Raw genomic sequence first — 12,975 nt, 5'->3', positions numbered from 1 at the left:
TTTTGAGGCGCAGTTTCTGCCTTCCACGGCCGCCGTCAACCGCGAGACTGGACGAAACGCGCAAAGATTTCATAAGCTCCTGTTTTCACGAGCGCTGCGATCCCCGATGCCGCCACGTGCCACGATAATCCTGACCCTGCTCTCGGTTCTCATGACGGGACAAGCCAAGGCTCTAGATATGGCCTTTGATATCGAGGCGCATCGCGGCGGACGAGCGCTGTTGCCGGAAAACAGCCTGCCGGCCTTCGCCAACGCGCTGTCGATGGGCGTGGACACGCTGGAGCTCGACGTCGGCGTCACCGCGGACGGCGAAATCGTCGTCTCGCATGAGCGCGGGCTCAATCCCGATCTCGCACGCGGCGCAGGCGGGACTTACATTACCCCGCCCGGCACGCCCTTCGTAAAACTGCGGCTGGACGAGGTCAGGACCTATGACGTCGGCCAGATCCGGCCGGACAGTGCCTATGCGAAACAATTCCCCGACCAGCGCGCCGTGCCGGGGACACGCATTCCCACCCTGAGCGAGCTGTTCGCGCTGGTACGGAAATCCGGCAACTCGCGTGTGCGCTTTAACATCGAGACCAAGATCGATCCGAATCGCCCGGACGAGACGCTCGATCCGCAAGCCTTTGTCACGAAGCTGCTGGGACTGATCGACGCCGAGAAATTCTCCGACCGCGTCATGATCCAGTCCTTCGACTGGAGAACCCTGCAGCTCGTCCAGCAGCAGGCGCCGAAGATACCGACGGTGTACCTGACGCTCCAGCGCGGCTCGGGCCAGACGGTGACATTGGACAAGGCCACCAACTGGACGGCAGGTTTCAGCCCGGCCGATCATGGCGGCTCGCTGCCGCGGACGATCAAGGCGGCGGGCGGTGCGATCTGGTCGCCCTATTTCGGGGATGTGACCGCCGCGCTCATCGCGGAAGCCCACGAGCTCGGATTGCGCGTCGTGGTGTGGACGGTCAACAAGCGCGAAGACATGGCGCGGATGATGGAGCTCGGCGTCGACGGGATCATTTCCGACAGGCCCGATCTGCTGCGCGAGGTTGCCGGCGAGAAGGGCATTGTGCTGCCGGCGGGGACGCCGGTCGTGCCGTAACCGTCGGTCTCGTGTCACGGACGCGGTTGTCGTGCCGCCCTACTCTCCATTCTTCAAACGCCGGTACAGGGCGCCCAGGATGTTGGAATAGTCGTCGGTCCAGACCCGCACCCTGTCGTCGGCTTCGGTCTGCTCCCAGACCTTGGAGGACGCGAGCCGACCGATGTCGGCCTCCTCGCGCGCGGAGATGACGACGTCGGTCGAGAAGATGTAGTCGCCATCACGCCCGGAATCCTCGTTGAAGACCCAGCTCTTGAGATCGTTGGCGTCCGCAATGCCGACCACGACGGTCTCGAGATCGAGGTGCCGGTTGGAGACGTGCATCACCACGGCACCGTGCGGGGCGAGCTTGTCCTTGTAGATCTTCATCGCCTCCTCGGTGGCGAGATGGATCGGGATCGCATCCGACGAATAGGCATCGACGATGATGAGGTCGTAGGCGCCGTCGGGCTCCTTTGCGAAGGTCAGGCGCGCATCGCCGATCACCGGCTTCATGTCCGGCAGGCAGCTCGAGATATAGCGGAAATTTTTGGGGTCACGCGCGGCATCCACCATCGACTGGTCGATCTCGAAGAATTTCCAGTCCTCGCCAGGTTCGGCGGCACAGGCGAGCGTGCCCGATCCGACGCCGATCGCGGCGACCTTGAGCGGCGCGCCCTTGCGCTCGCGGATCGCGCTGACGGCCTGACCGATGCCTCCGTCCTTGTGATAGTAGGTGATCGGCTCCGGCCGGCCGGTGACCGGCGTGCCGTCATTGTTGCGGAAGCGCTCGGCGCCGTGGATGGTGGTGCCGTGCATCAGCACGTGGAAATAGCCGCCGGGCGTCACCACGATCTTGTGCACGCCGAAGAAGCTGCGCACCGTCGTGACCCGGCCCTCGTCCGCCGGATAAACGCGGATCAACGCCAGCGCGAGCGCGACGGTGGCGAAGATCTTCCAGCGACCGGCATTGAGCGCCAACGCCAGCAGCGCTGCGAGCACGCCGACGGCGCCGGCGACCCAGACGCGGTGATCCTCCAACCAGGTCGAGGGGCCGCCGGTGGTATAGGACGGCGCGACGAGCGCCACCGCGAGCGCGGCGAGCACCAGCCAGTACCATTTGACGATGCCGGCGAGACGCTCATTCGCGGCCGGGCGGCACAGCGCGGCGAGCGCGATCAGGATCGGGTATTCGGCGATCCACGAGAAGGTGAAGGGAGCAACGAGGCCAGCAAAGAGACCGCCGACCATGCCGCCGAACGACAGCGCGACATAAAAACCGGTGAGATATCTGGCCGCCGGCCGCGTCCGCGCCAGTTCGCCGTGACAAGCCATGGCGATGACGAAGAAGCACAATTGGTGGCCGCCGAGGGTCAGCAGCAAATTCTGCTCGCCGCCGAAGGCGAGCAGGACGATGACACCCGCGATCGCGACCGGCTGCAGCATCAACATCCATTTGTGCGGCAGCAGCGGCCGCGACTGGAACACCACGACCCAGGTGAGCAGGTACAGCGACAGCGGCAGCACCCACAGCAACGGCGCCGCGGCGACATCGGTCGAGATGTGCGCGGTGACCGCGATGAGCAGACCCGAAGGCACCGCGGCGAGAAAGATCCAGCGCAGCCGCGTCACGATATCAGGCGCCGGCGCATTGGCGTCCTCGGTCCGCGCATCGGCCATTGCGAGCTTCGGCGAGCGCAACAGCAACACGCCGCAGGCGGCGATCAGGAGGATCAACAGGCCATAGCCACCGGTCCAGAACCGGTTCTGCGCATGCAGCGTGAACATCGGCTCCAGCAGGAACGGATAGGACAGCAGCGCCAGGAAGCTGCCGATGTTGGAGGAGGCGTAGAGGAAATAGGGATCGTGCCCAGCGGGATGGCCGGTGCGAACGAACCAGGCTTGCAGCAGCGGATTGTTGGCGGCGAGCGCAAAGAACGGCAGGCCGATCGAGACCACGAACAGGCCGAGCAGCCAGAACGCATAGCCCGAAGCGGGCGGCTCGCCATAGGCGGAGGCTATTCCGAGCGGCAGCGTGGCGAAGGCCGCGATCAGCAGCACCAGATGCACGGCCACCGGTACGACGCGGCTCCTCGCCTGCATCAACAGATGCGCATAGGCATAGCCCGCCAGCAGCAACGACTGGAAGAACACCATCGCCACCGACCACACCGCCGGCGAGCCGCCGAGCCGCGGCAGCACCATCTTCGTGAACAGCGGCTGCACCGAGAACAGCAGCAGCGCGCTGACGAAGATCGCAGCGGTGTAGGCCGTCAGCAGCAGCCGGTTGCGCGAGGACGACGGCTGCTCCGTGGCGGCAGGTTGCACGATCGAATCCATGGAAGCTCCAGCCTACATTCCCCGGCGGGCGCCGGACGCGCGCAATGGAGCACAAGGCGCCTGAACGGGCAATAAAGGCACTCGTGATGTTGCAGCGAGGAATGCCTGATATAGAGATGTCATTCCGGGGCGCGCGAAGCGCGAACCCGGAACCTCGAGGTTCTCCGGTGCGGAGCCCGCACCATAGTTCGGTGCTGCGCATCGCCCCGGAATGACGCCAGGGAAATCATGAACGAAACCGACGTCGTCATCATCGGCGCTGGCCATAACGGCCTCACCTGCGCGGCCTATCTCGCGAGCGCGGGCTTGCGCGTGCGCGTGGTCGAGCGCCGCAAGGTGGTCGGCGGCGCCGCGGTCACGGAGGAGTTTCACCCCGGATTTCGCAATTCGGTCGCGGCCTACACTGTGAGCCTGCTCAATCCGCAGGTGATCCGCGACCTCAAGCTCGCCGACCAGGGCCTGCGGATCGTCGAACGGCGCGCCCAGAACTTTCTGCCCGCGCCGGATGGAAGCTATCTCCTGACCGGCGAGGGACGGACAAAGGCATCGGTCGCGCGGCTGAGCGCGCATGACGCAGACACACTCGATGGGTTTTCACGCGAGCTGGAAGACATCGCCGACGTGCTCAGGCAGTTCGTGCTCCGCGCGCCGCCGAACCTCGTCGACGGTTTCGGCACAGCGGCCGTCCGCGAAGGCGTCAACGCCTGGAAGACGGCCAACATCCTGCGCGGTCTCACGCTGGAACAGAGCCGCAGCCTGCTCGATCTCTTCACCCGCTCGGCCGGCGAGATGCTGGACGAGCGCTTCGAGCATGATCTGGTCAAGGCCCTGTTCGGCTTCGACGCCATCGTCGGCAACTATGCCAGCCCCTACGCCACCGGCTCAGCCTATGTGATGCTGCATCACGCCTTCGGCGAGGTGAACGGCAAGAAAGGGATCTGGGGTCACGCCATCGGCGGCATGGGCGCAATCACGCAGGCGATGGCGCGCGCGGCACAGGGCCGCGGGGTCGTGATCGAAACGGATGCCGGCGTCCGTGAGATCATCGTCGAGCGCGACCGCGCCGTCGGCGTCGTGCTGGAGAACGGCACGGCCATCCGCGCCAAATATGTCGCAGCCAATGTCAATCCAAAGCTGCTCTACACGCGACTGGTCGCGGCCGACGCGCTTCCTGCGGACTTCCTCACCCGCATCCGGCACTGGAAGAACGGCTCCGGCACCTTCCGCATGAACGCTGCGCTGGACCGCCTGCCCTCCTTCACGGCGTTGCCGGGCGAGGGCGATCATCTCAGCTCCGGCATCATCCTGGCGCCAAGCCTCGGCTACATGGACCGCGCTTATCTCGATGCGCGGGCGCAGGGCTGGAGCCGGGAGCCGGTCGTCGAGATGCTGATCCCCTCGACCCTCGACGACACGCTGGCCCCAGCTGGAAAGCACGTCGCCAGCCTGTTCTGCCAGCACGTCGCGCCGGAGCTTCCCGACGGACAATCGTGGGACGACCATCGCGAAGAGGTCGCCGATCTCATGATCGCGACGGTGGACAAATACGCGCCGGGTTTTGCGACGAGCGTGTTGGGCCGCCAGATCCTGTCCCCGCTCGATCTCGAACGGCAGTTCTGCCTCCTCGGCGGCGATATCTTCCATGGCGCGCTGACCTTGAACCAGTTGTTCTCGGCGCGGCCGATGCTTGGCCATGCCGATTATCGCGGGCCGTTGAAGGGCCTCTATCATTGCGGCTCCGGCGCCCACCCCGGCGGCGGCGTCACCGGTGCGCCCGGCCATAACGCCGCGCAGACGATCTTGAGAGATCACCGGTCGCTGTTCGGAAGCCGTGGATAGGTCTGTGGATGAGCTGTGGACTGGCTGTTGAATGGCCTGTGGTCAGACCGAGGATACATGGGCCAGAGCGTCGGGACCGAACTTGGGGAAAGCCGGTGGAAAATCGCGGGACAAGCGGGTGGACGGCGTTCCGGCAAGCGGTGGACAATTTGTGAAGATCCACTGAGAACGCTCGCCCAAAACGACCTCGCCCGCCAGGGGTATCCCCTCGCGGGCGGTGATCAGGAAAAACCTCAAAAGAAAAATAGCCCCCGCTGGGAAATGGAGGCGGAAATTACTTCAAGGAGCTGCTAATCGAAGTGAACTTGTCGTTCAGGGTGACGCCCAGGCTGTTCACCACGGTGATGATCGCCAGAGCGATACCTGCGGCAATCAGGCCGTACTCGATCGCGGTTGCGCCGGACTCGTCCGACCAGAACTTTTGAACCATGCCCTTCAAAACTCGCCTCCGTTTCAATTCCAAGCTGTGCTGGTGGGTTTCGACATCCGAAAATATACGGGGCGCAACCTACAGCCCGGTTAATCGGGAACCGCAAACTATGCGGAAAAACGACGACGAAAGTTCCAAAAATTGAACTCAACGGAACCCTGATGCAGCCTTCTCCTACCCATCGCGCCAGCTTTTCGATCGGCAGCGAGGCCGACGCAAGACGCGTCGTCGACGTGCTCACCGAGGTGTTTTTTGACGGCGATGCGGCAGTTGCGGCCTTCGAGCGGCCGGACGGACCGTGGGACGTCACGCTCCATTTTGCCGAAGCGCCAGATCAGGCTTGGCTGCGCGAACTCGTTGCAACTTCAGCAGGAAATGCGATCGCCGCGACGCTTCTCTTCGACACCGTCGAGGCCAAGGACTGGGTCAAGGCCAGCCTGGAAGATCTCGTCCCGGTCCCGGCCGGGCGCTTCGTCGTGCACGGCAGCCATGACCGCGATCGTGTGGCGCCGAACAAGCTCGCCATCGAAATCGAGGCGGCGCTTGCCTTCGGCACCGGCCACCACGGCACCACCCGCGGCTGTTTACTGCTGCTTGACCATGTCCTTAAGAGTTCCCGCCCGAGGAACCTGCTCGACCTCGGCACCGGAACCGGGGTACTCGGCATCGCGGCGGCGAAGGCGCTGCATCGCGCGGTGCTCGCCTCCGACATCGACCCGCCGTCGGTGCGGGTGGCGGCCGAGAACGCGGTGCTGAACGAGGTTGGCAACCAGGTGCGGGTAATCCGTGCCACCGGCTTCGCCGCCCCGGATTTCGAAAAGGCCGGTCCGTTCGACCTGGTGCTGGCCAACATCCTCGCCAACCCTCTCAGGCAATTGGCGGGCCCGATGGCGCGGCATCTCGCGCCCGGCGCACGCGTCATCCTCTCCGGCCTGTTGACGCACCAGGCCCCCGCCGTGATCGCCGCCTATCGCGCGCGCGGCCTCGTGCCGTTGAAGCATCTGCGGATCGAGGGGTGGAGCAGCCTGTTGCTGCGGAAGGTGTCGTAGGGTGGGTTAGCCCTGCGATTGCGCAAAGCGCAATCGCTCGGCGTAACCCACCTCTTCTGTCACCGAGGGAAAAGACGTGGTGGGTTACGCCTTCGGCTAACCCACCCTACGGAATTCCGCCGCCCTACTCCGCGGGCTTCTCGTCCCGCCGCATCGGAGGCTCGTCCTGCAAGCTACGCCTCGCGCGGCGCTCGGCGATACGGTCGATCATCTGGCGCATAACGCCGCGCGGCTTCTTCGGTGCCGCAGCAGTCGGGGCGCGACGCACCGGCGGCGTAATCTTTTCAAACGTGAATGCTGGCATCGTGTGTCCCCTCGCCGTTGAGATGAACCACCTGCTCGAATTTCCCTGTCATCCGGACGAAGCGCAACTGCCGCATCCTTTACTCCACTCAATTCGAATGGAACCATTCAAGCACAGTCCATGCCAGATGCGACGCGAATGCGTCCAGATTGCGGACTCGTCCCCATGATCCTAGAGTGATCCACCATGTTCGAAGCACACTTCCAGACATTCGAGGAGCCGGAGGCCGGCGTCGCATTGACGGCGCGGCTCGCCGCACTTCGCGAAGAGCTCGCCCGCCGCAAGCTGACCGGCTTCGTGATCCCGCGCGCCGATCAGCAGCAGAACGAATATGTGCCGCCGTCGGAAGAGCGACTGGCCTGGCTGACGGGTTTCACGGGCTCGGCGGGACTCGCGGTGGTGCTGACCCAGGAGGCCGCACTGTTCGTCGACGGCCGCTACACGCTTCAGGCCGCCAAGCAGGTCGATGCAAAGGCCTGGGCCGTGGAATCGCTGATCGATCCGCCGCCGGAGAGCTGGGTGTCGGGGCATCTGAAGGCCGGTGACCGCCTCGGATTTGATCCGTGGCTGCACACTTTTGCGGCAGCCGAGCGCCTGTCCGCCGCCTGCGCCAAGGCCGGCGCCGAGCTGGTCGCGGTCGACAGCAATCCAATCGACGCAATCTGGCAGGACCGTCCGCAGCCGCCGCTCGCCCCCGTCGCCGTGCACAGCCTGCAGAATGCCGGCGTCACTGAAGCCGAGAAGGTGACGCAGATCAGGGCCGAGATCGTCAAGCTCGGCGCCGACGCGCTGGTGCTGTCCGACAGCCACGCGGTGGCCTGGACCTTCAACATCCGCGGTGCCGACGTCGCGCACACGCCGCTGCCGCTGTCCTATGCGCTGGTGCCGAAGGACGGTCGCCCCACCATCTTCATCGACCATCGAAAACTCTCCAACCTCACGCGCGACCACCTCGAGCAGTCCGCCGACGTGCGCGAGCCCGATGCGATGGCGCCGACGCTGATGGCGCTGGCCAAAAGCGGCGCTGCGATCGCGCTCGACGGTGCCACGGCCGCCGATGCGCTCAGCCGCCTGATCGCGGGCGCCGGCGGCAAGCCGGTGCGGGGCAGCGATCCGATTGCACTGCTCAAGGCGGTCAAGAACGCGACCGAGATCAAGGGCACGCAGACGGCACATCGGCGCGACGCCGTGGCGCTGGCACGCTTCCTCGCCTTCATCGATCGCGAGGCCGCAAGCGGCAAGCTCACCGAGATCGACGCGGTCGAGGCGCTGGAGACGTTCCGCCGCGACACCGGCGCGCTGAAGGACGTATCGTTTCCGACCATCTCAGGCACCGGCCCGAACGGCGCCATCGTGCACTACCGCGTCACCCGCAAGAGCAACAGGCGGATCGCGCCCGGCGACCTGCTGCTGATCGATTCCGGCGCGCAGTACGAAGACGGCACCACCGACGTCACGCGCACCATGGCGGTGGGCGACCCCACCGCCGAGATGCGCGACCGCTTCACCCGCGTGCTGCGCGGCCATATCGCGATCGCGCGCGCCGTCTTTCCGGACGGCACCACGGGCGCGCAGCTCGATACGCTGGCGCGGCAATATCTCTGGGCCGCCGGCGTCGATTTCGAGCACGGCACCGGTCACGGCGTCGGCAGCTATCTCTCGGTGCACGAAGGGCCGGCGCGGATCTCGAAGCTCGGCACCACGCCGCTGAAGCGCGGCATGATCCTCTCCAACGAGCCCGGCTATTACAAGACCGACGGTTTCGGCATCCGCATCGAGAACCTGGAGCTGGTGGTGGCCGCCGACATCAAGGGCGCCGAGAAGCCGATGAACGCGTTCGAGACGCTGACGCTGGCGCCGATCGACCGCAGCCTCATCGATGTCGCGATGCTGAGCCGCGACGAGCTCGGCTGGCTCAATGCCTATCACGCGCGCGTCCGGACCGAGGTACGGCCCGCGCTGGACGAAGCGACACAGACCTGGCTCGATCAGGCGACGGCGGAGCTGAAGGCGTAGCGCGCGCCAGAGTGCGACGCATAGCACTACGCGAATTGTGCAAGGCTCTCATCTCAAACTCACTGTCATGCCCCGGCGGGGCATCCCAGAGACAGCAGACGTATCCGGATAAGCCGCGGCGTACTGGATTTCCCGCCTGCGCGGGGAATGACACCGAACTTTTGGCACGAGCCATAGCCCGATCGGTCGCCGTTGCGCCCCCATTATCACCATCCCGGAATCCGTATAGCCGCATTCCGAAACGCCGATATCCGTCTTGCGCGAGCGCGCTACAGTCGATTCGAACTCGAAAGACGGACACCAATGCACGGCATGATCAGCAAGCCGCCGGGAGCGGCGGCCAACCTCGCGACGTCGCGCCTGGTGCTGCTGTTGCTGGTCGTGATGACCGGGATCGCGCCGATCTCGCTCTACATCCTGGTTCCGGCACTGCCGGTGCTGGCGACGAATTTCGGCAGCGACATCTCGATCGCGCAGATGACGGTGTCGCTCTACATGGTCGGCATCGCGCTGTCGCAGCTGATCATGGGGCCGCTGTCGGACCGGTTCGGACGGCGTCCGGTGCTGCTCGGAGGGCTGGCGCTGATGGTCGTGGCCAGCGTCGCGTGCATTTTCGCCGAGACCTTGCCGCAATTGATCGCCGCGCGCTTTTTCCAGGCGCTCGGCGGCGCCTCCGGCATGGTGATCAGCCGTGCCATCATCCGCGACATCTACGAGCGCGACCGCGTCGCCTCGATGATCAGCCTCGTGGTCGCGGCGCTGATGATCGGGCAGATGGTTTCGCCGCTGACCGGTGGCCTGATCGAGACCGCGTTCGGCTGGCGCGCGATCTTCTACACCATCACCATCGCCGCGATCATTGTCGCCGTCGGCATCGCGGTGGCGCTGCCCGAAACGCGGCGCAGCCGCGCCGCCGGCAGCGGCTTCCGCGGCGACGTCGGCATCCTGATCCGCAACCGCGCCTTCGTCGGCTATGTGATGTGCCAGGTGCTGGCCTCCCAGGTCATCTTCACCTTCGCGGGCGGCGGCCCCTACATCGTGGTGACGCAGATGGGCCGCAGCAGCGCCGAATACGGCGCCTGGTTTGCGACCTCGGGCTTTGCGTTTCTCGTCGGAAATCTGCTCTGCGTGCGCTTTGCGCCGCGGCATTCGCTGGAAAAACTGATCTGGTTCGGGCTCGCCCTCCAACTCGCCGGCAGCCTTGCGAACCTGCTCTGGAGTATCATCGGCTGGAACGAGGCCCCGGCCTGGCTGTTCGGCACGCAGATGATCGTGATGGCCGGCAATGCCTTCGTGATGGCGAATTCGGCCGCCGGCGCCATCAGCATCCGCCCCGAAGCCGCCGGCACCGCCTCCGGCACGATGGGCTTCCTCCAACAGGGCATCGGCGCGCTGATGTCGCAATTCGGCGCCTATCTCGGCGGCCACTCCGCAACGACGCTGCCACTCACCGCCGCAGTCCTCGCGATCTCGCTGCTCTGTGCCTGCGTGATGATCTTCGTCGTCCCCCGCCGCGAGATGACGGTGAGCGAGACGCTGATCAAGCAGGCGGAAGAGGAAGAGAGCAGGATGATGTAGCTGTCGCTGGGCGCGACGGCGTCACCCTGCATTCGGTGTCATCCCCCGCGAAGGCGGGGGATCCAGTATTCCAGAGACGCTGCGGGGATACGGATAGGCTGCGGCGTACTGGATTCCCCGCCTTCGCGGGGAATGACGGCGGAGTGTGTGGCGCAAAGCGCGAACCCTCACTCCCCGATCAGCGTCAGCCACTCGTCCTCGGTCAGCACCTTGACGCCGTGCTTGTTGGCCTCGGCCAGCTTCGACCCCGCGCCAGGACCGGCAACGACGAGATCGGTCTTCTTCGACACCGAGCCTGAGACCTTGGCGCCCAACCGCTCCGCAGTCGCCTTGGCCTCGTCGCGCGTCATCTTCTCCAGCGAGCCCGTGAACACCACCGTCTTGCCGGCGACGGCTGAGTTGCTCTTCGGCTTCTCGGCGTCGACGATCTCGACTTCCTTGGTCAGTCGCTCGACGATGCCGCGGTTGTGGCTCTCGCCGAAATAATCGGCGATGCTCTTGATCACGGTGTCACCGATCTGGTCGAGCGCGTCCATCTCCGCCATCGCCTCCTCGTCGCCCTTGGCGACCTTGAGACAGGCGTCATGAAAGGCGTCCCACGAGCCGTAGCCGCGTGCCAGCGCCAGCGCCGTGGTCTCGCCGACATGACGCATGCCGAGCGCATAAATGAAGCGCTCGAGCGCGATTGTGCGCCGACTCTCGATGGCGCCGAACAGGTTGCGCACCGAGGTCGCGCCGTAGCCTTCGATCTCCTCGAGCTTCAGCTTCGCGTTGCGCTTCTCCAGCGTGAAGATGTCGGCGGGCTCCTTGACCCATCCCTCGTCGAAGAAATACTGCAGCTGCTTCTCCCCTAAACCGTCGATGTCGAAAGCACGGCGCGAGACGAACAGCTTGAGGTGTTCGATCTTCTGATAGGGGCAGGCGAACTCGCCGCTGCAGCGGGCGCGGGATTCCTCTTCGCCGGCGGCGGTTGCGCCGCGGACAACGTCGGTGTGCAGCGGGCACGGGCACTTCTTCGGGAAGGAGAATTCCCTGGCGCTCTTCGGCCGCTTGTCGAGGACGACGTCGACGATCTGCGGGATCACGTCGCCGGCGCGCTGGACCACGACGGTGTCGCCGATCCTGATGTCGCGCCCCTCGCGCAGCACCTCGCCCTTGTTGCCGATGCCCTTGATATAGTCCTCGTTGTGCAGCGTGACGTTCTGCACGATCACGCCGCCGACGCCGACCGGTTCGAGCTTGCCGACCGGCGTGAACGAGCCGGTGCGACCAACCTGAATCTCGATGTCGCGCAGCACAGTCATGGCCCGCTCGGCCGGGAATTTGTGCGCGATGCCCCAGCGCGGCGTGCGCGAGACGAAGCCGAGCCGCTCCTGCCAGTCGATGCGGTCGACCTTGTAGACGACGCCATCGATATCGTAGTCGAGCTCGGCGCGCTCTTCCTCGATGCTCTGGTGGAACGCGACCAGCTCCTCGACGGAGTGGCACAGCTTGGTCAGCGGATTGGTCTTGAAGCCGCAGCGCTCGAACCAGCCGATCATGCCGCTCTGCGTCCCTTCCGGCATCGCGCTCATCTGCCCCCACGCATAGGCGAAGAAGCCGAGGGGGCGCGAGGCCGTGATGGTCGGGTCCTTCTGCCGGAGCGAACCGGCCGCCGAATTGCGCGGATTGGCAAAGATGGTGTCGCCGGCCGCCTTCTGCCGCTCGTTGAGCGCGAGGAACGCCCTCTTGGTCATGTAGACTTCGCCGCGCACCTCGCAGATGTCGGGCACGTTGCGCCCTTTCAGCTTCTGCGGCACGTCTTCGAGCGTGCGGATGTTGGCGGTGACATCCTCGCCGACCGCACCGTCGCCGCGCGTCGCCGCGGTGACGAGCTCGCCGCCCTCGTAGCGCAGCGACATCGAGAGGCCGTCGATCTTCGGCTCGGCGGAGAAATTGATCTTGTCGTCGTCGAGCTTCAGGAAGCGCACGATGCGGCCGACGAAGTCGCGCACGTCCTCTTCTGCAAAGGCGTTGTCGAGCGACAGCATCGGAACGGAATGCCGGACCTTCTTGAAGCGGCCTGACGGCGCCGCGCCGACCTTCTGCGAGGGCGAGTCCGAGGTGACGAATTCAGGAAAGCGCTTCTCGATCGCGTTGAAGCGCTGGCGCAGCGCGTCGTACTCGGCGTCGGTGACGGTGGGCGCGTCCTCCTGATAGTAGCGCTCGTTATGCCCCTCGATCTCGAGCGCCAGCCGCATGTGCTCGACCTTGGCCTGGGCCTTGGTGAGGTCGGCGACGTCGCGAAGCGGTGTTGCTTTGGATTTTGCTGCTCTGGCCATGGTGCTTGGATACGACG

General features: G+C 65.3%; 9 protein-coding genes. 5 read left to right on the top strand and 4 right to left on the bottom strand.

Annotation, left to right across the window (positions count from 1 at the left end):
• Positions 1-106 precede the first annotated feature (106 nt).
• The gene (locus tag RAD04_RS12080) at positions 107-1,102 is read left to right on the top strand and encodes a glycerophosphodiester phosphodiesterase (RefSeq protein WP_461623969.1); all 996 of its coding nucleotides are present in this window, start codon (positions 107-109) and stop codon (positions 1,100-1,102) included.
• 39 nt (positions 1,103-1,141) lie between these two features.
• On the opposite strand, the gene RAD04_RS12075 is transcribed toward RAD04_RS12080, so the two are convergent.
• Complete coding sequence (locus tag RAD04_RS12075; RefSeq protein WP_461623968.1) at positions 1,142-3,421, bottom strand: fused MFS/spermidine synthase; 2,280 nt, start codon at positions 3,419-3,421, stop codon at positions 1,142-1,144.
• A gap of 228 nt (positions 3,422-3,649) precedes the next feature.
• On the opposite strand from RAD04_RS12075, the gene RAD04_RS12070 reads away from it, so the two are divergent.
• Positions 3,650-5,260, top strand: a complete 1,611-nt coding sequence (locus tag RAD04_RS12070; protein ID WP_461623967.1) for a phytoene desaturase family protein — start codon at positions 3,650-3,652, stop codon at positions 5,258-5,260.
• 274 nt (positions 5,261-5,534) lie between these two features.
• Here RAD04_RS12070 and RAD04_RS12065 read toward each other — a convergent pair whose 3' ends face one another.
• The gene (locus tag RAD04_RS12065) at positions 5,535-5,690 is read right to left on the bottom strand and encodes a Flp family type IVb pilin (protein ID WP_018322539.1); all 156 of its coding nucleotides are present in this window, start codon (positions 5,688-5,690) and stop codon (positions 5,535-5,537) included.
• A gap of 161 nt (positions 5,691-5,851) precedes the next feature.
• Here RAD04_RS12065 and RAD04_RS12060 point away from each other — a divergent pair, with 161 nt between their 5' ends.
• Positions 5,852-6,739 carry a 50S ribosomal protein L11 methyltransferase gene (locus RAD04_RS12060; protein ID WP_092253440.1) on the top strand — a complete coding sequence of 296 codons (888 nt, stop codon included), beginning with the start codon at positions 5,852-5,854 and terminating at the stop codon, positions 6,737-6,739.
• Between the two features lie 124 nt (positions 6,740-6,863).
• Here the strand turns inward: RAD04_RS12060 and RAD04_RS12055 are convergent, their stop codons facing one another.
• Positions 6,864-7,043, bottom strand: coding sequence for a hypothetical protein (locus tag RAD04_RS12055; RefSeq protein ID WP_018322541.1), 180 nt, complete (start codon positions 7,041-7,043; stop codon positions 6,864-6,866).
• A gap of 186 nt (positions 7,044-7,229) precedes the next feature.
• On the opposite strand from RAD04_RS12055, the gene RAD04_RS12050 reads away from it, so the two are divergent.
• Together RAD04_RS12050 and RAD04_RS12045 are read left to right on the top strand one after the other, a co-directional pair.
• Positions 7,230-9,059, top strand: coding sequence for an aminopeptidase P family protein (locus tag RAD04_RS12050; protein ID WP_461623966.1), 1,830 nt, complete (start codon positions 7,230-7,232; stop codon positions 9,057-9,059).
• 303 nt (positions 9,060-9,362) lie between these two features.
• A complete protein-coding gene (locus RAD04_RS12045) occupies positions 9,363-10,637 on the top strand; it encodes a multidrug effflux MFS transporter (RefSeq protein WP_461623965.1) in 1,275 nt (424 codons plus the stop codon).
• A 167-nt stretch (positions 10,638-10,804) separates the two neighbouring features.
• On the opposite strand, the gene ligA is transcribed toward RAD04_RS12045, so the two are convergent.
• Positions 10,805-12,958, bottom strand: coding sequence for an NAD-dependent DNA ligase LigA (gene ligA, locus RAD04_RS12040; protein WP_461623964.1), 2,154 nt, complete (start codon positions 12,956-12,958; stop codon positions 10,805-10,807).
• Between the last annotated feature and the right edge of the window lie 17 nt (positions 12,959-12,975).

The organism is Bradyrhizobium sp. 25ACV (genome assembly GCF_054863005.1).
The sequence above is the reverse complement of the archived record's forward strand: the minus strand, read 5'-3'. Positions and strand labels throughout refer to the sequence as shown.